The sequence below is a fragment of the Halorubrum sp. Hd13 genome (assembly GCF_002252755.1).
In the GTDB taxonomy this organism is placed as follows: domain Archaea; phylum Halobacteriota; class Halobacteria; order Halobacteriales; family Haloferacaceae; genus Halorubrum.
The window spans coordinates 12855-31377 of sequence record NZ_NHOY01000120.1 but is presented as its reverse complement, the minus strand read 5'-3'; the positions used below and the strand labels follow the sequence as shown (position 1 = coordinate 31377).

At 59.7% G+C, this 18523-nt stretch carries 12 protein-coding genes and 2 pseudogenes; 10 read left to right on the top strand and 4 right to left on the bottom strand.

The window, feature by feature from the left end; all coding sequences use genetic code 11:
- The first annotated feature begins 4 nt into the window (after window positions 1–4).
- The 7 genes from pucL (at window position 5) to DJ81_RS16635 (ending at window position 9237) form a co-directional block, all read left to right on the top strand.
- Entirely contained in the window at window positions 5–940 is a 936-nt protein-coding gene (gene pucL, locus DJ81_RS16665) for a factor-independent urate hydroxylase (protein ID WP_094590698.1), read from the top strand.
- Complete coding sequence (uraH, locus tag DJ81_RS16660) at window positions 937–1284, top strand: hydroxyisourate hydrolase (protein WP_094528053.1); 348 nt, start codon at window positions 937–939, stop codon at window positions 1282–1284. The genes pucL and uraH overlap by 4 nt, the downstream gene beginning before the upstream one ends.
- 261 nt (window positions 1285–1545) lie before the next feature.
- Window positions 1546–2916: a uracil-xanthine permease family protein gene (locus DJ81_RS16655; RefSeq protein WP_094590664.1), complete on the top strand. Its 1371-nt coding sequence runs from the start codon at window positions 1546–1548 to the stop codon at window positions 2914–2916.
- 200 nt (window positions 2917–3116) lie between these two features.
- Window positions 3117–4451, top strand: coding sequence for a 5'-deoxyadenosine deaminase (locus DJ81_RS16650; RefSeq protein WP_094524400.1), 1335 nt, complete (start codon window positions 3117–3119; stop codon window positions 4449–4451).
- Window positions 4452–4601: 150 nt separating this feature from the next.
- A complete protein-coding gene (locus DJ81_RS16645) occupies window positions 4602–5993 on the top strand; it encodes an NCS2 family permease (protein ID WP_094528051.1) in 1392 nt (463 codons plus the stop codon).
- 177 nt (window positions 5994–6170) lie between these two features.
- On the top strand, window positions 6171–7400 hold the full coding sequence (locus DJ81_RS16640; RefSeq protein ID WP_094524402.1) for an MFS transporter: 1230 nt from the start codon (window positions 6171–6173) through the stop codon (window positions 7398–7400).
- 172 nt (window positions 7401–7572) lie between these two features.
- The gene (locus DJ81_RS16635; RefSeq protein ID WP_094590696.1) at window positions 7573–9237 is read left to right on the top strand and encodes an adenine deaminase; all 1665 of its coding nucleotides are present in this window, start codon (window positions 7573–7575) and stop codon (window positions 9235–9237) included.
- A 145-nt stretch (window positions 9238–9382) separates the two neighbouring features.
- Here DJ81_RS16635 and DJ81_RS16630 read toward each other — a convergent pair whose 3' ends face one another.
- Window positions 9383–11824, bottom strand: a complete 2442-nt coding sequence (locus DJ81_RS16630) for a xanthine dehydrogenase family protein molybdopterin-binding subunit (protein ID WP_094590662.1) — start codon at window positions 11822–11824, stop codon at window positions 9383–9385.
- Window positions 11821–12369, bottom strand: coding sequence for a (2Fe-2S)-binding protein (locus DJ81_RS16625; RefSeq protein ID WP_170938354.1), 549 nt, complete (start codon window positions 12367–12369; stop codon window positions 11821–11823). The genes DJ81_RS16630 and DJ81_RS16625 overlap by 4 nt, the downstream gene beginning before the upstream one ends.
- 489 nt (window positions 12370–12858) lie before the next feature.
- Here DJ81_RS16625 and DJ81_RS16620 point away from each other — a divergent pair, with 489 nt between their 5' ends.
- Together DJ81_RS16620 and DJ81_RS16615 are read left to right on the top strand one after the other, a co-directional pair.
- A complete protein-coding gene (locus DJ81_RS16620; protein ID WP_094590660.1) occupies window positions 12859–14277 on the top strand; it encodes an amidohydrolase family protein in 1419 nt (472 codons plus the stop codon).
- A gap of 218 nt (window positions 14278–14495) precedes the next feature.
- Window positions 14496–15326 (top strand): IS5 family transposase, encoded by an 831-nt coding sequence (locus DJ81_RS16615; protein WP_094590658.1) that lies wholly within the window; start codon window positions 14496–14498, stop codon window positions 15324–15326.
- A gap of 149 nt (window positions 15327–15475) precedes the next feature.
- On the opposite strand, the gene DJ81_RS16610 is transcribed toward DJ81_RS16615, so the two are convergent.
- The gene (locus DJ81_RS16610; RefSeq protein ID WP_094590657.1) at window positions 15476–16639 is read right to left on the bottom strand and encodes an XdhC family protein; all 1164 of its coding nucleotides are present in this window, start codon (window positions 16637–16639) and stop codon (window positions 15476–15478) included.
- Between the two features lie 148 nt (window positions 16640–16787).
- Between DJ81_RS16610 and DJ81_RS16605 the strand changes: the two are divergent.
- Window positions 16788–17788: pseudogene (locus DJ81_RS16605) on the top strand (IS630 family transposase).
- Window positions 17789–18034: 246 nt separating this feature from the next.
- Here the strand turns inward: DJ81_RS16605 and DJ81_RS16600 are convergent.
- Window positions 18035–18298 (bottom strand): annotated as a pseudogene (locus DJ81_RS16600) (PadR family transcriptional regulator); the annotation flags it as partial.
- Window positions 18299–18523: the final 225 nt, after the last annotated feature.

The window sequence follows — 18523 nt, the reverse complement described above, 5'->3', positions numbered from 1 at the left end:
AACGATGAACTACGGGAAAAAACATGTTAACGTCTACCGGACGTACGCAACCCCACTGACGGGGCTCCGCGAGATTCCCGAGTCGACATTCACTGGCAAGCCGAACACGCTCCTCGGGATGGAGGTGCGTGCGCAGGTCGAGGGCGAGGAGTTCCTCCCCTCGTTCCGAGACGGCGACAACACGAAGGTGGTGGCAACGGACACGATGAAGAACTTCATCTTGCACCACGCTGGCGAGTACGACGGTGCGACCGTCGAGGGCTTTCTCCATTACGTCGGCTCGGAGTTCCTCAACACCTACGATCAGATGGAGGGAGTCCGCATGTCTGCCGATGAACTCCAGTTCGACCAACGACCCGTTCCAGACGGCGAGGGCGGCTTCGAACCGAGCGAACTGGTCTTCCGCGTTTCCGACAACGAGTCGGCGTACGGCGAGTACTACCTCAAGCGGGAGGACGGCGACATCGTCATCGAGAATCAGCGAAGCGGTGTCACCGATATCGAACTCGTGAAGGTGAAAGACAACTCTTTCGTCGGCTACGTTCAGGACGAGTACACCACACTTCCGGAACGAGAGAATCGGACGCTGTATATCGGACTCGACATCTTCTGGACGTACGACGACCCCAAGGCGGCGCTTGGTGACGATCCAAAAGAGTACGTGCCTGCCGAGCAGGTGCGAGATATCGCACAGGTGGTCTTCGATGAGAAAGACGTCAACTCGATCCAAGACCTCGTCTATCAGATCGGACTCCGAATCCTCGAACGGTTCCCGCAGCTGGCCGAAGTGAATTTCGAATCCAGGAATCAGACGTGGCTAGGCGTGCGGAATGACGACCTAGAGGGTGACGCGAAAGTGCTTCGAGAACCGCCTCGGCCGACCGGATTCCAGCGGTTCTCGATGGATCACAGCGACCTCGACGAAGGGAGCAACGTATGAGCGCAGGACTGACCACGCACGTACTCGATACAAATCGCGAAGGACCGGCGGAGGGCGTGGAAGTGACGCTGTATCGACTCGAAGAGGGAGACCGCGAGCAGATCGTGTCAGCGGTGACGAACCACGATGGCCGAGTCGACGAGCCGTTACTCGACGCCGAGGAGATCGACGCCGGAACGTTCGAGCTCGTCTTCGACGTGGGGACGTATTACCGCGAGGGTCCCACGGAATCTACGTTTCTCGACGAGGTTCCGGTGCGGTTCCTGATCGACGATCCGAGCGAGCACTACCACGTGCCATTGCTCCTATCTCCTGGGAGTTACACGACGTACCGTGGGAGCTGAGCTACGAGTACAACCGTCGCCGTCCAGACGCCGGTCCCGTTGACACGACATCCCCCGCGGAGCGATTCGATGGCTGACCGTGTCCGTTCGGAGGTGACTGTTCCCGACCCGTTCTCGAACGGCGCTTCGTCGGAACCTCATACAGCGAACGCTATCCGCCCGATAGATGTGCGAACCAGAATATTCCGTGATATCTTGGATGAAATATAGTAGATCAATAGAAGATTTTAATTATTAGAAGTCTCATTGGTATGTCGGAACATGCCTAGAAACACAGACGAAGGAATCGATCTCGCATACGGTCTGGAAGAGAAGCCACCGTTGTCGAAATCGTTCCTGCTCGCGCTACAACACGTATCGGTCATGATTGTCCCGTCGACTGCAGTCGCGTTCATCGTCGCGGGAGCCGCGGGATTGAGCTCCGCAGACACGACGTTTTTGGTTCAGATGGTGATCCTCTTTGCGGGAGTGGCGACCGTCGTCCAAGCATACGCCGTGGGTCCAGTCGGCGCGAAACTTCCGATCGTGATGGGAACAAGTTTCGCCTTCGTCGGTGCGATGTCATCGATCGGCGCGAGTTCGGGCCTCGACGTCGTGTTCGGCTCGATCGTGGCCGCGGCAGTCGTCGTTCCGTTCCTGTTGGGCTGGCAGTTCAAACGACTCCAGTCGTTCTTCCCGCCGCTTGTCACGGGACTCATCGTCATCATCATCGGTCTGTACCTCGTTCCGGTCGGTATCCAGTACGCCGCTGGCGGGGTCGGTGCCGAAGACTTCGGCTCGATGCAGAACCTCGGGCTTGCAGGACTGGTCTTGACGATCGCGGTTCTCTTCAATCTGCTCTTGAAGGGAGTCTGGCGAATGTTGAGTGTCATCATCGGAATCAGCGCCGGCTACGTCGTCGCGATCATGTTCGGCGTCGTGGACTTCACGCCCTTCTACGAAGCGGCGTGGATCGCGGTCCCCACTCCCGGCCGGTTCGGATTCAGTTTCGAGTTGGTCCCGCTTTTGACCTTCGCGTTCCTGTTTCTCGTCTCGGGTATGGAAACAATCGGCGACATGTCCGGGATCACCGCCGCCGAGGGACGCAACCCCACCACAGAGGAATTCCGAGGCGGAATCTTCGCCGACGGGTTCATCAGTGCCCTCGGAGCGGTCTTCGGGTCCTTCCCGCAGACATCGTTCTCCCAGAACGTCGGCATCATCAACTTCACCGGCGTGATGAGCCGTCACATCGTCGGGATCGGCGGTGGGATTCTGATCGTGCTCGGACTCGTCCCGAAGATCGGAGCCATCGTGACGACCATCCCCTCCGCCGTCTTCGGCGGTGCCGTGCTCATTATGGTCGGCATGGTGGCCGCCAGCGGCATGCGGCTGTTGTTCCTGAACATCGAGATGAATCGTCGAAACATGGTCATCATCGCTACGGCGCTCGGACTCGGGCTCGGCGTCGCGACGGTGCCGAATGCGCTCTCGGGACTGCCATCGGGTACACAAACGTTCTTCGGCGAACCGGTCATCGTCACCGGCCTGGTGGCGCTCGCGCTGAACACGTTCGTCCCCGGCGAATCCAGTCCGCTGTTCGATCGGGCCGACACGGTCCCGCCGATCTCCGAACCAGTCGACGACGATTGAGGTCCGACGGAGGTCGAGCAAGTATTTTTCCCTGTGCCGAGTTCCGCTCGTCTCCACCGCGCTGGAAGGCCTCGTCGAGTGATCCGTGAGCACCGACACGAGTGAACCGCGCCGGTCCGTGGCAGGTCACCCGGGGTACCACTCCGCCCGCACCGCCCGCAGGGGAAATTTTTTGTCCTGCGACTGATTACGGTATATGTATGTTATTGACCGGAACAGTGGTCGCAGACACGAACACGGTACTCCAAGACGGAGCGGTTGTCGTCTCGGGGTCACGGATCGAGGCGGTGGGCGAACGATCCGAGATCGTGCCACAATATGCCGACCACGAACACCAATCCTACGACGTCCTGCTACCGGGACTCGTCGGCGGACACATCCACTCCGTTCAGAGCCTTGGGCGGGGAATTGCCGACGATACCGAACTACTGGACTGGCTGTTCGACTACATCCTCCCTATGGAGGCCACACTTTCGGCCAGAGAGATGGAGATCGCGGCAAAACTGGGATATCTAGAGATGATCGAAAGCGGGACGACAACCTGTGTGGATCACCTCTCGGTCGCCCACGCGGAGGAGGCTTTCGATGCTGCAGGTGAGATCGGTATCCGTGGCGTCCTCGGCAAGGTGATGATGGATCAGCGCTCGCCCGACGATCTCCTTGAGGATACACAGGAGGCCCTTGACGAATCCGAGCGGCTCATTCAGGAGTACCACGGCTCGTTCGATGACCGCATTCGGTACGCCGTGACACCTCGATTCGCGGTTTCCTGTACCGAAGAGTGCCTCCGCGGCGCTCGCGAACTGGCCGACGCGTACGACGGGGTCCGTATCCACACCCACGCCAGTGAGAACCGAAACGAAATCGAGACCGTGAAAAATGATACCGGGATGCGAAACATCCACTGGCTCGACGAGGTCGGGCTCACCGGCGAGGATGTCGTGTTGGCCCACTGTGTGTGGACTGACGAAAGCGAGCGCGAGGTACTCGCCGAAACGGGGACGCACGTCACGCACTGTCCGTCTTCGAATATGAAACTCGCCAGCGGCATCGCTCCGATATGGGACTATCTCGACCGCGGCATCAACGTCGCCCTCGGCAACGACGGTCCTCCGTGTAACAACACGCTCGACGCGTTCACGGAGATGCGTCAGGCCAGCCTCCTCCAGAAGGTTGATCGGCTGGATCCGACCTCGACCCCGGCGAGCGAGATATTCGAGATGGCGACGATCAACGGTGCGAAAGCCGCCGGGTTCGATGAACTTGGCGCGATTCGGGAGGGATGGCGAGCTGATATCATTGGTCTCAGTACGGATCTCACGCGGGCGACGCCACTGCACGATGTGCTCTCGCATCTGGTGTTCGCCGCTCACGGCGACGACGTTCAGTTCACGATGGTAGACGGTACTGTCCTGCAGGATGACGGAGTAGTGACCGCCATCGACGCCGAGTCAGTCCGTCGGGAAGCATCGGAGATCGGCCTCGATATGGACCTAGAGGAGGCGCGTGAGTCCGCTCGGAAACAGAAACCCTGAGTCAGCGCGCATGGCGCGCGCCCTCCATCACCTCAGGGACGAACACGCAGTTCATATGTCCCTACAGCCCTGTTTCAGAGTGATCTGGGCCGCTGGCAGTAATCATGTGGCCCCACATTTATTTAAGTCCGGTAGATAACGGGTTCATGGATGACAGACACTAGCAAGAACCGGTCACGCCTAGCGTCGTTCTTCGAGTTCGAAAAACATGACACCGATGTGAAAACGGAACTCGTCGCCGGGGTCACGACGTTCCTGACGATGTCGTACATCATCGTCGTGAACCCCGCCATCCTGTCTGCGGCGATCTCCATCGAGGGGTATTCCGACGGCCAAGTGTTCCAGATGCTCGCTATCACGACGATTCTGGCCGCCGCCGTCGGTACCACCGTAATGGCGCTGTACGCGAACCTGCCGTTCGGGCTCGCACCCGGGATGGGGTTGAACGCGTACTTCGCATTCACCGTCGTAATCGCGCTCGGGATTCCGTGGCAGACCGCACTGGCCGCGGTGTTCGTCGAGGGTCTCATCTTCATCGCGATGTCGTCGGTCGGTGCGAGACGATACATCATTGAATTCTTCCCCGAACCAGTGAAGTTCGCTATCGGTGCCGGTATCGGCCTGTTCCTGCTATTGCTGGGCCTTATCGAGACCAACATCGCCGTTGCGGACGACGCAACGCTCGTTTCGCTCGGCAACGTCGCGTCCGACCCGGTCGCCCTACTCGCACTCGCCGGGATCGGGTTCACAGTTTTCTTCTACGCCAAGGGGGTCACCGGCTCGATAATCCTCGGCATCCTGACGACGGCGGCCGCCGGATGGGGACTGACCTTCGCCGGTGTTGTCGACGGTGGTATCCTCACGCCAGAAAGCGTTCCTCCGATCCAGTACGACATCACGCCGCTGGTCGGGGCGTTCCTCGACGGCTTCCAGAACATCGAGCCGATCTCCTTCGTCATAGTCGTGTTCACGTTCTTTTTCGTCGATTTCTTCGACACCGCCGGCACGCTGATCGGGGTCTCGCAGTTCGGCGACTTTCTCGACGAGGACGGGAATCTCCCCAACATGGAACGGCCGTTGATGGCTGATGCCATCGCAACCACCTTCGGTGCGATCATCGGTACGACAACGGTGACAACCTACGTCGAGAGCTCTACCGGCGTCGAAGAGGGCGGTCGGACCGGGCTCACTGCCCTCGTGGTCGCGCTGTTGTTCGTCGTGTCACTCGTCGCCGTCCCGGTGGTCGCCGCGATCCCAACGTACGCGTCATATATCGGGCTCATCCTCGTCGGCCTCATTATGCTTCAGGGGGTCACCGACATCCAGTGGGACACGGTTGATTGGCTCATCCCGGCCGGTCTAACCATCATCATGATGCCGTTGACGGCCTCGATCGCGAACGGGATCGCCGCGGGGATCATCAGCTATCCCATCGTCAAGACTGCACGGGGCGACTACCGTTCTATCCACGTGGGGCAATGGATACTGGCGGCGGCGTTTGTCCTCTACTTCTACGTCACCACCGGCGGTGTAATGAGCTGACACGCGGCCTCCGCCCAGCGTTTGATCGTCGACATCTCGGAATTACAGACCGCTTTTTCCGGTTGAGTACACATCTTTGGCTCTCGATGCGCTGTACTGGGAAACTCCGTCGGATGTCTCCCATCTCTGATGAGGGGATTTTTTGGTCACGGCGCTGCATCTCCGATACGAGTTCGAATGTCTTCAGAGGAGCGTATCGAAATCCCTTGGTCGTCTGCCGCCTTCCAGACGGTGATCGCCTGTTCGCTCATCGGCGTCATGGGAGTCCCGCTCATCAGTCCCATCCTGCCCGAACTCCGTGGGGTGTTCGGCATCTCCGACACGCAGGCCGGGCTCATTATTACGGCTTACACCCTCCCGGGCGTACTTCTCACGCCGTTTATCGGATTTCTCTCGGATCACTTCGGCCGGCGACCCGTCGTCTTACCGCTCCTGTTCCTTTTCGGCCTGACCGGCGCAGCCATCGGCTTCGCTCCGCCTTTCGAGATCGTGTTACTCCTCCGACTTCTACAGGGAGTCGGCGCGAGTGGGCTGATGGTTCTCGCGATCACCCTTATCGGTGATTTCTACGACGACGAACAGCGTCACGCGGTCATCGGCGTCAACGGCAGCGCGATCGGCATCGGCGCAGCGACGTATCCGCTGATCGGTGGTGCACTCGCGTCGATCGGATGGAACGTCCCGTTCGCGTTCTTCGGCGTCAGCCTCGTCGTTGGCGTCGTCGCGCTGTTTTCGCTGACGGAGCCGTCGATCGATTCGCCGCCGTCGTTTCGCACGTACGCCGATCGGCTCACCGCTGCAGCACTCATGCCACAGGCCCTCGGGCTCTGGGTCGCCGCCTTTTTCACATTTTTTCTCTTCTACGGGGGCGTTCTCACGACCGTCTCCTTGCTGTTTAGCGACGTGTACGGCCTCGCTGCCGGGGAGATCGGGGTACTGTTCAGTATGGTCTCGATAGCCAACGCCACGATGGCATCACAGTACGGACGGGTGTCACAGCTCCTCCCGGCAAAACAACTGGTTGCACTCGGATTCGTCGGCTTCGGGGTCAGCCTGCTCGGCGTCTGGGCCGCCGGGACACCGATCGCAATCGGCGCGATGCTCGTCTGTTTCGGTCTCGGATTCGGGGTCGTGATGCCGTCGCTCGACACCACGACCGCCGGACTCGTCTCGGGCCAGCTTCGGGCGAGCATGCTTGGCGTGTTGACGAGCATGCTCTGGCTGGGACAGACCGTGGGTCCCATCGTGTTCACCAGTGTCGCCCAGAACGCGTTTGGTGATGCCGTCGCAGGCTACCGATTCCTGTTGGTATTCTGGGGAGCAAGCGCGGTCGTCGGCGGTTTGAGCGTGTTCGCCTACTTGACGCTCACGGCTAGAGCGGCGACTCACCACGCCGAGACGTCGTGAGGGGGCACCCGCGGCCAGCGAGTCGCGTGTGGGTGTTCGTGTTCCGGTCCGTCTCGGCTAAGCCGAACCACTTTTTGTCCGTGGTGACAGTCACTCAGTATGCGTTACGTTAGCACGGTATTCGAACGGAGCGCTGTCACGTGTGCTGAACGGTGTCCGAGTCGTGGGGCCGATGACTGACGCGGTCGACACCCTCGTCCGCGGCACAGTGGTAAATGTCAACACAGGATCGCTTGAAGACGGTGCCGTCGCCATCGACGACGGTGAAATCGTCGCGCTCGCGGAGCGTCCGGCCGAGCGCACTCTCGACGCCGGCTACGTCGCCCCCGGACTCATCGACGCCCACATGCACGTCGAGTCGAGCATGGTGACGCTGCCGGAGTACGGCAACGCGGTCCTGCCCCGGGGCGTGACAACCGTCATTCACGATCCGCACGAGATAGCGAACGTGCTGGGAGAGCCCGGCGTTCGCGCTGTCGTCGAGGACGCGGCGTACACGCCGCTGAAGGCCCGGTTTACCGTCCCTTCGAGCGTTCCGGCCTCTTCGCTGCAAGACGCCGGTGCGACGCTCTCCGCGGCGGCCGTGGACTCGCTGCTCGACCTCAATCCCGTCGTCGCCCTGGGCGAGGTGATGGATATCCCGGGACTGCTCGCGGGCGACGAGGAGGTACACGCGAAAATAGCGTCGGCACGGGAGCGCGGCCTCACGGTCGACGGTCACATGCCCGGCGTCGACGGCGCGGCTCTCCACGAAGCCGCCCGGTATCTCGACACAGACCACGAGAGCATCACGCTCAGCGAAGCGCGAACGCGAGCGGACCTCGGGATCCGGGTCTATCTGCGCGAGGGCTCTTCGAGCAAAAACCTCGCCGATCTCCTCCCGCTGACTGACGCGGTCGACGCTCGGCGGCTCTCGCTCTGTACCGACGACAGGGAAGTCGTCGACATCGTCGACCACGGTGGCGTCGACTTCGCGGTCCGAAAGGCGATTGACAAGGGTGCAGACCCCGTCGAGGTCGTCCAGATGGCGACGCTCAACACCGCCGAGAGCTACGACCTGCCGTTCGGACGGATCGCGCCCGGAGCGCCCGCCGACCTCGTGTTGCTCGACGATCTGGAGTCGTGGGACGTTTCCCACGTGATGGTCGACGGCGAACTGGACCCCGCAGCGTCGGGGCGGACCGGGGTCACGAATCTGGCGACGGACACCGTCCAGTTCGACCCTGTCGCGGGGACGGACCTCGCTATCGAGGCCCCCGCCGACGCCGCGGAGACGGCCTCCGTCCGCGTCATCGACGCTGTCGGCGGGCTACAGACCGAACCCATGGACGCCACCGTTCCAATCGACTCGGGCGTGCTGGTCCCCCCCGAGGACGAGGGCATCGCTTCGCTTGCCGTCATCGAGCGTCACGGTCGCGGCGGCGGTATCGGACGGGGATTCGTCCACGGTCTCGGCCTGCACCGCGGCGCTATCGGCTCCACCGTCGCCCACGACGCCCACAACTGCGTGGTCGCCGGCGCGGACCCCGACGCGATGGCCATTGTGGCAAACCACCTCCGTGATATTGACGGCGGTATCGCTGCTTTCGACCCGGCTACTGACCAGACTGTCTCGCTCGCGCTACCGGTCGCGGGGCTTATGTCCGACGCCCCGATCGAAACGGTGTACGAGGAGTACGAGCGGGTCGAGGCGTTCGCGACCGACCTCGGCCTCGTCGACAGCGGTCTCATGGAGCTGTCCTTCCTCGCGCTGGAGGTCATTCCGACCTACCGCCTGACGAACAACGGGTTGGTCGACGTACCGTCGGGCGAATACGTCGACGTGCTCCGGTCCTGATTAAGATCTCGATGGCGATCCGTTTGGGGCCGTCGGTGCTTTCGTGTCACTGTCGCCCTGTCCGCTCTCCGACGAGGCCGTGCGTGTACCGGCAGCGCCCTCGGCGTCGACGATGTATACAGAGCTCCGAGAGCGGCGAACCGCCTCAGTCGTCGTCCAGTGCGGCCGCGATCTTCTCCGGGGTGATCGGCATGTCGCCGATCCTGACTCCAACGGCGCGACGGACGGCGTTGCTTAGCGCCGGCGGGACCCCGTTGACCGGAATCTCGGCGACCGACTTCGCGCCGAAGGGGCCAGTCGGCTCGTGGGTTTCGACGATGAGGGAGGTCAGCGGAGGCTGATCGGCCGTGGTTGGCATGTCGTAGTCGCGGAACCCAAGCGTCTGCGGCTGGCCGTCCTCGTCGAATGTGATACCGTCTCCGGTCGCCAGCTCATAGCTCATGTGCATCGCGCCCTCGATCTGCCCTTCGACGAGGGCAGGGTTGAGCGCCACGCCGCAGTCGACGGCGTACACCATATCGTGGATCTCGAACTCCCCGGTCTCCTCGTTTACCGTCACGTCGACGAACTGCGCGCCGAACGGTGGCGGCGATTCTTCGGTGCAGTGGCTCGCGTCACCCATAACTTGGGCGCGCACCTCGTCACCGTACATCGACTCGTACCCGATCTCTTCGATCGAGACCGACTCGCCGGTGATCTCCGAGATGACAGCGCCGTCGTCGACGGTGAACGCCGACTCGGGTTCGCCAAGCATCCGCGAGGCGAACTCAAACAGCATTCCGCGAGCCTCCTCGGCGGCTTTCTTGACCGCCTGCCCGGTGATGTACGTCGTCGACGAGGCGTAAGCCCCGTGGTCGAATGGAGAGATATCCGTGTCCGACGGCTGTACGAGCACGTCTTCCGGGGGTACGCTCAGCACCTCCGCCGCGATTTGCGCCATCACGGTATCGGCTCCCGGTCCGATGTCGACGGCACCGGTCTGGAGGATGAACGAGGCGTCCTCGTTCATTTTGATATGCGCTGCGCCTAGTTCCTCGCCGGGGACGCCGCTGCCTTGGATTGTCAACGCCATGCCGCAGGCCCGGTGGAGATGGTCCGCTTCGGGTTGGTCGACATCGTCCCAGCCGATCGCCGCGCGCCCCTCAGCGATACACTCGTCCAGCCCACACGAGCGGATGCGTCGGCCGTACTCCTTGTCTTTGAGGATGCCGGAGGCCACCTCTAGGTCGCCCTCCGAGATCACGTTCCGCGAACGGAGATCGATTGGGTCGATATCGAGTTCGCGGGCGATCTCGTCCATGTGACCCTCGACGGCGAGGTGACCTTGCGGGGCACCGTAGCCACGGAAAGCACCTGCGATAGGCAGATTCGTGTGGACGGCAGTCATCTCGTAGCGGATGTTCGGTGTGTGCGTGTACAGGGGTAACGGCTTTTTGCCGACGGCGCTGGCAACGGTCATTCCGTGGGGACCGTACGCGCCAGAGTTCGTGACGGCTTCCATATCTATGGCTTCGAGTTCGCCGTCATCGGCCACGACGCTCCGTAGTTCGACGCGGGCAGGGCGGCGGTTGCGGAGTGCATGGAACTGTTCACGCCGCGTCGTCTCGACTTTTACCGGCCGGTCAGCGGCATCCGTGAGCGCCATCGTTAGCGGCTCGGTAATCATTCCTTGTTTCGAGCCAAATCCGGCCCCGATACGCGGCTTCGACACCTGAATATCTCGAATCGGCACGTCGAAGAGGTGGGAGAGCTGTCGGCGCGTATGGTACGGCACCTGCGTGCTGGAAATTAAGTGATACCGGTTGTCTTCGTCACGGTGGGCAATCGTGGTGTGGGGTTCGGGCACGCAGTGGGACTGGTACGGTGTCTCCCACTCAGTCTCGATCACCGTCAAATCCTCGCTCTCCTCTGCCTTTGAGAAGGCGGCGTCCACGTCACCGATTTCGCCCGACATCTGCGCCTCGATGTTCCGCTCGTAATCCGCGCCCGGCTGGAGGTTCTCCACGTCGTCGGCGCTGTGGAGTTGGGGCGCGTCAGGCTCCATCGCTTCGGCGGTATCAAAGACCGCGTCGTACTCGTCGTACGTGACGTCGAGTTTCCGTGCGGCCTTGCTTGCGGTGTCCTTGTCTTCGGCGACGACGGCGGCGATGGGGTCACCGACGAAGCGGACCGTCCGCCGGAGTACCCGGAGGTCCCACGGGGACGGCTCGGGATAGGACTGCCCGGCAGAGGTGTAGGGTTTCTCAGGAACTTCGGGGGAGTCAGGCGTGACGACGGCGTAGACGTCGTCCATCGCCTCCGCTGCACTCGTGTCGATGTCCGTCACGACGCCGTGTGCGATGTCCGATCGAACGACCTCGGCCTCAGCCAGGTCCGGGAACTCCCGGGCGTAGTCGGCAGTGTACTTCGCCTCACCGGTCACGATCTTTTTTGCGTCGTCCTTCTCCTCACTGTGTGAAACCGTTCGGCGCTCATTCGGTGCCTTCCGGTTATTCGGCGCCTCGTCCCAGTGGATCGGGTTGGATTCCGCTATTTTTTCAGTGTCGGTTGTCTTGTCTTCCGAATCTGGATCGTCAGTTCTGCTCATTTGTCGCTCCCTCCTTCGAGACAATCACAACCGTGACATGTGGCGTCGGTGGAAACACGGCCGCCGTCGGCCGCTACGTCTGCTTCGCCGGACATCCGGGTCGACGCGTCTTGGACCGCATCGATGATCTTTTCGTAGCCCGTACACCGACAGAGGTTCTCCGAGAGGGCGTCACGGATGTCAGCCTCGTCGGGATCTGGGTTCTCTTCCAGTAACGCCTTCGAACGCATGATCATGCCCGGAATACAGAACCCACACTGGAGTGCGGAGTTATCGACGAACGCCGACTGTACCGGTCCCAGATCGTCTTGCGTTCCCAGGTTCTCGATAGTCTCGACCTCTGTGCCGGCGAGTTGGCTCACCGGTCGGATACAGGACTTGACTGGATCGCCGTCGACGATCACCGTACAGAACCCGCAGTTTCCGGTGTCACAGCCCCGTTTCGCACCCGTATATCCGTTGTCTCGAAGGACATCGAGCAGTGTGTCAGAGCGTGCGATCTCAAACGTTACGTCGTCGCCGTTCAGTGTAATATCTATTTCCATATGGATCACTGTTGATCGTTATCCCGAGAGCAGTAAACATCCTCGGGCGAGATGCCGGGCTACAAACGCCCGTGATGGGGTGTCCGGGCGACGGGTCGAGTATTGATTCCCAATGCCCGGGATGCTAACTTGTCACAGGGAATAATACTTAAAATTTTTCATCGGGTACCTCGATTTCGGGTAGACGTGACCTATCCCCCTACGACGAGTACTTTTCTCGACAGGCCGTAGCCGACTCGATTCGAATTCGCCAGGGCTCTGCGGTCTCTTCGCACCGACCGTCATCACTCCGGTGGCTCCGATTCGAACTGCACGAGGGTCGGTACTGCAGGTGCGGCGTTAGACGCTTGGGGGTCGTGGACATTTATTACACGACGGATTCAATCCGCTACTCATGGGACTCGTACAACCACGCCGACGAAGTGACGGAATGCCGACGTGTAACAGTGACCCTGCTGACTGCTGGGCGAGTAAGGGTAGGCGAGGAGAATGACAGACGTACTGGTTACCAACGGAACGGTCGTCACGCAGAACGGGAGCCGTGAAATCATCGACAACGGTGCCGTCGCCGTTGAGGATGACAAGATATCAGCGGTCGGTCCGGCCGAGCGTCTCGAAGACGAGACGAGTCCGGACCGGATCATCGACGCCGAGGGCGGGGCGGTAATTCCCGGATTGGTAAACGCACATACCCACGTCTCCGATATCTTCCTCCGCGGAGCATTCGAAGGCGATCGAGGGTTGTACGATTGGCTGTTCAACGTGAAACAGCCTGCCCTCGCAGTGATGGACGCCGATGAGCACGCTCTCGCGGCGCGACTGTATTGCGTCGAAGCCATCCAGTCGGGAACGACCACGTTCGTCGAGAACGCAACGGCCCTCGACTGGACCGATCTCAAGCCGACACGACGGAAACTCGACGTCTACGAACAGCTCGGAATTCGAAACGTCTACGGCGCTGGACTCAGGGACCGCTCCCCGGACGAGGATTTCAGACGTCTGTTCGAGGAGATTACAGGCTCCGGGGGTGGATCCGTTCATCCGGGACCCGACGCACTCATTGTCGAAACCGAGGATGGGTTGGCGGATGTCGAATCACTCATTGAGGCGTATCACGAGCCTGAGGAGCGACAGTCGGTCTGGCCGGCCCCAGCGACGCTCGCGACTACAACGTCAGATATGCTCCGGGGAGCGTATCGGCTCGCCGAAGAATACGATGTGATGACGACAGCCCACGTCGCGGAGGCAGAAGCGGAGGTGAGAGAGCGAGGGGCGATATCGAGTATCGAATATCTTCGCAATGTCGGCTATTTAGGCGAGCGCGCACTGCTCGGCCACTGTGTCCAGACGAACGATCGAGACGTCCGCCTGCTCGCGAAGTCGAATACGCCGGTCGTGCACAATTATCGGGCGAACATGCAGCTTGCGACCGGTTTCGCGCCCATTGTCGATATGCTCGGCCGCGGCGTCACCGTCTGCCTCGGGACCGACAACACGATTCTGAACGACACGGTTAATCCCCTTTCCGACGCTCGAGCCGTTGCGACTGCACACAAGGGGTACCATCGCGATTCCGGAGTCGTCCCCGCAGGGACAGCGTTTGATATGGTGACGCGGGACGCTGCTCAGGCCATTGGACGCGGTGATGAACTCGGATCACTCGAACCCGGCACGCAGGCCGACCTTGTGGTGATCGACCTCGATCGACCGCATCTCACGCCAACTCCGGATCCAATACACACCCTCGTCTACGGCCTCCAAGGGGGAGAGGTCGAGACGGTCCTCTGTGCCGGCGAGGTTGTAATGGATAATCGAGAGCTGCTCACGCTGAAAGAACCTCTCTCCGAACTTCTTTCAACGGCCGAACGTACGGCCGCCGACATCGTTCGACGGGCTAACATCGAATGAACGACTTCGACCGATAGCCCCCGGAGTGGAGATTGACCCGCGGTTGTACGTGAGTTCGTGAGGAACTCTAGCTTCGATATCGCATTCGGCAGGCTTGGTGAGGTAAAGTCGACCGTCGCCGAGAACAGGCGAATTATGTTTAGAGTGCTCTGTTGAATCCACAGAAGACGGAGAGATAGCGTCGCTCTGAAGGTGGAAGCGAAGCGGAAGAGCCGAATGTGGCTAAACTACTCTTCCGCTTCGTTAAGCAAGCCGCGTCGCTGGCTCAAAAGCGCTGTGCCGCCAGTCCAACAGCGGTGAGTGATCCGACTGGCAACGGATTTCCCGGGTGGAAGCATGTCACGCTCCACTTTTTGCGGGTTCACATGGATGCGACGTACCGCGAAATCGTGGATTGGGCGAGTGAAATGGATCGGGTTCGTGGGCTGTTACAGCTCGCTCGAACGGCATTTCCCGTACCCTCAACGATGTACCGGTCGTTTGAGAGGGTGCCCATGTCCGTGTGGCGCGGCTTCCTTCGTGAGTCCGCGAACATCTGCGATCCGGGCTCGCACGGAGCCATCGATGCCACCTATTTCGATCGAGAAACGGCATCGAGACACTACCAACACCGCTCGGATCGCCACATACGCACGCTGAAAACGACGGCCATAGTCGATACGAACTCGTGTGCCATCCTCGATCTTCACTGCTCGGCACACTGGCCTCACGATACGCAAACTGGCCGTCGAGTCGCCCTGCGTAACACCGAGAAAATCGAGAGTCTCGCCGGCAACAAAGGCTATGACGACCAATCTCTCCGGGACGCCCTCCGTTCAGAGGGCGTCTGGCCCTTGCTGCGCCACCCGTTGTTCGCTGCGTACGATTACGCCCACAACGCACGGTTGGACAGCGAATTATACGGCCAGCGCTGGATGGCCGAGACCGCCTTTTCGGCCATCAAGCGTCGATTCGGCACCGCTGTCCACCCTCGCGCGTGGTACCGCGAGTTCCGCGAGTTCGTGGTGACCGCCACAGTCTACAACCTCGAACAGGCTCTCAAACAGTGATCCCCACGCCGTCCTCGGATTCAATAAAGCAGACTCTTCTATAGCCGATTCCCCCACCATAGCTCCTGGAGATCAGTAGATCGCTGGGTCAAAGCCTTCGCAGCTCTCCACAATGTCATCATCTAACCTTGACACTCTCGTGGGTATGATTAGGAATTCTGGATGGTAACAGAGACACGATCGTGGATTGGTCCCTCCTCGTCTCGCAAACGACCGCCCGACCGGCCATTGTGAATCGCGAGTGTCTCGCTCACGATGCTGAGGGCAATTTGGACTGGTTCACCGCCCCCAAGGTCAAGTCCAACCGGTGTCGATACCCGTTCGAGCTGGTCCTCTGTGAACGTCGCCCCATCCTTGGCGAGTTCGTCTTGAATCTGTTCAAAACGCTTTCGCGGCCCCATAAGTCCAATATAAGGGATTTCGGATGACTCCAGAAGCGCCTCAAGGGCAAGGCGGTCGTCGAGAAAGTTATGCGACATCAGGACTGCGTAGGTCGTCTCGTCGGCCAGTTTTGCGAGATCGGTGGGACGCGTCGCCACAACCTCATGGGCGTGGGGAAAGTCTTCGTCAGCCGCCATAGCGCCGCGGGCAGATGCGACCACAACTTCGAATCCAACCGTGCGACCGAGGCGAGAGACCGGTTGAACGTCGTTCTGGTTTCCAAACAGGAGCAGTTGAGGCGCCGGTTTGATGCTATCAACGAAGACCCTAACCTCGCCATTCCTTGATGAGACCTCGACCGTTGCGGACTTCCCCTCAGTACGGAATTTCTTGGTGACAGACACGATTTCGTCAACGACCACCTCTGGAAGCGATTCACGTTCACTGGAAGGTGTGGGGTTACCGTTCGCGTCGACGACCGTGCGATCTCCTATCGAGACCGCTGGGTCGGTGGATTCGACGGAGGTCAGGACTGTCATCGGTTCCCTATTTTCCAGCACCGAAAGCATGGGCTCCACCGAGTTGTCTACGGGTTCCAACAGGAGGTCGATGACCCCGTTACACCCCAACCCGAGCCCCCACTCATCGTCGTCCATCAGATCGAACGTCTCGATCTGAGGACGACCAGTATCTCTGATTGACACCGCCAAATCGACGACCGGCCCCTCAAGACAGCCAGCCGTCACCGCGCCGAGGCTTTCCTCGTCGGCAGGGACGAGCATTTTTGCGCCCGGGCGGCGATAGGCAGACCCCTCGACATCGGTAATGGTCACAAGTACTGCGGGTTTGTCGTTTCTCAAGCTACGTCGTAGCTCTCGGAAGAGTTCCGGTTCTGAGATGCTCCATGGATCTGGGTCACTGGGATTACTCATAGTCGCATATTCGTGTGCTTGTTTATTTACTTGCTCCTTGAACCGGTACAGGATGGACCGCCTTACTTTCGTTAAGCGCTCGGGATGAGGAGAGTTCGCACTATAGTAGCCGGTAGAGCTTTTTACTCAGAAAGTGACGTTGTCTATAATGGAACACCTCAATGAGATCTCTGTCGAAGAACTCCAAGAGGCGCTTGACAAAGTTGACGGAAACAAACCCACACAGCGGTTGTTAGCCGCGATCGCGTACAAAAATGATGTCGCGCAAACCGAACTTGCCGAGTGGTACGATACAGAACGAAAAACGATCTATAACTGGCTCAAGCGGCTCGATACGGACGACCCACTTGAACAGGCTGTTTCAGATGCTCACCGATCTGGACGAAAGCGAAAACTTTCAGAAAAACAGCAACAAGAGTTTGAGCAAACGGTCCACGAATCACCCCAAGAGATCGGCTTTGACGCGCCGGCGTGGACGCCGGCGCTCGTACAAGAATATCTTCAAGAAACGTACGGCGTTGAGTATTCAGTCCCGAGCTGTCGGCGGTTATTGAAAGAGGTTGGATTGAGTTATCAAAAACCACGTCGTTCAGCCGCTGAATCCGACGATGACGAGCAAGACGAGTTCTACGACGAGATTAAAAAAAGCGGCGGGAAATGGACGCCGCAGTAGTGTGTATCGATCAAACCAAGAAATCTGTCCAAGCTGAGCCGCGTGCCGCGTGGTTTCCGCGGGGCACGCGGCTTTCTGTTGAACTTTCAGGCCAATGAGACTGGACGTGTCTGCTGGGCGCGATCACCGAGGACGGTGATCGCTTCTTCTCTCGATTCACAGAGTACATCACCGCCGATCACGCGAAACATTTCATTTTGACACTATGTGAAGAATTTGAAGATGATCTAATCATCGTTCTCGATGGAGCACCATACTTTCAGGCGTCGGCCGTCACGGACCTCGCGGCCCGTGACGACCTCGCGTTTGTGACGCTCCCCTCGTACTCGTCGGAGTTGAACCCGGTCGAGGAATGCTGTAGACATCTTCAAACAACCCTTAGCAATCAGTTCTTCGACTCGCTCGACGAATTTACAGCAGCAATCGACACCGCTCTCCTTCAACTCTCGATACCAGACGTGAGTAATTACTTCTAGTATTTACTATAATGCTTCAGCGTAGCGTGCGATGTAGCGGAGCTGCTCAGGCGAGTACCCATTGAGGGTGTCGACCATCTCTGCCGAGAGGTCTGCCGGCGGGGTCGGTGACTCGTAGGACATCAGCGGTCGCCCCGTGTTAACCAACAGAGCGGGTATCGGCATAGATTTGTTGGTTAATCAGATATCGTCTCTTCACGGGTTGAAGAGTATGAATAGCAAACTATTCGGGAATAGAACGCCCCATTAGATGTCGTCGGGACGGGGCGCGTTCTCGTACTTGACCATCTTCTCGGATTTATCGCTGATGGTGTCGTAGATCTGTTGGAGTGTCTCTTCAGCGGCGAGCAGGTTGTGCGCCTCCAGGAACTCCTGACCCTCTTCGGTGAGACCGTAGAACTTCCAGGGGTAGCCCTGTCGGCGCTGGTCGTCGTCCAGGGCGACCTCCTTCACGATGCCCTCATCGGTCGGCTTCTGGATGTGCTTGTCGACGGTCGCATCGCTCACACTAAGAGTTCGTGAACACTGTCACCTCTGATTGTACGCTCAATTTCGAACTCTTTTGAGAGAACATCTCGGGGTCCATGAGAGAGCAACTTCTCCACCGGACCCATTCTGTATTCCGGCGATAATTTTCACCGTATCACCCTTATGTAGGTCTAATTCATACGTCTGATCTCGTTGTGTCGTGTCATCGACACGGACATCATCAGAGCCTCTTTTCAATGCCGAACA

Coding starts and splice junctions, on each gene's coding strand:
- uraH (WP_094528053.1), top strand. CDS start 937: ATGAGCGCAGGACTGACCACGCACGTACTCGATACAAATCGCGAAGGA.
- DJ81_RS16640 (WP_094524402.1), top strand. CDS start 6,171: ATGTCTTCAGAGGAGCGTATCGAAATCCCTTGGTCGTCTGCCGCCTTC.
- DJ81_RS16635 (WP_094590696.1), top strand. CDS start 7,573: ATGACTGACGCGGTCGACACCCTCGTCCGCGGCACAGTGGTAAATGTC.
- DJ81_RS16650 (WP_094524400.1), top strand. CDS start 3,117: ATGTTATTGACCGGAACAGTGGTCGCAGACACGAACACGGTACTCCAA.
- DJ81_RS16620 (WP_094590660.1), top strand. CDS start 12,859: ATGACAGACGTACTGGTTACCAACGGAACGGTCGTCACGCAGAACGGG.
- DJ81_RS16645 (WP_094528051.1), top strand. CDS start 4,602: ATGACAGACACTAGCAAGAACCGGTCACGCCTAGCGTCGTTCTTCGAG.
- DJ81_RS16625 (WP_170938354.1), bottom strand. CDS start 12,369: ATGGAAATAGATATTACACTGAACGGCGACGACGTAACGTTTGAGATC.
- DJ81_RS16610 (WP_094590657.1), bottom strand. CDS start 16,639: ATGAGTAATCCCAGTGACCCAGATCCATGGAGCATCTCAGAACCGGAA.
- DJ81_RS16655 (WP_094590664.1), top strand. CDS start 1,546: ATGCCTAGAAACACAGACGAAGGAATCGATCTCGCATACGGTCTGGAA.
- pucL (WP_094590698.1), top strand. CDS start 5: ATGAACTACGGGAAAAAACATGTTAACGTCTACCGGACGTACGCAACC.
- DJ81_RS16630 (WP_094590662.1), bottom strand. CDS start 11,824: ATGAGCAGAACTGACGATCCAGATTCGGAAGACAAGACAACCGACACT.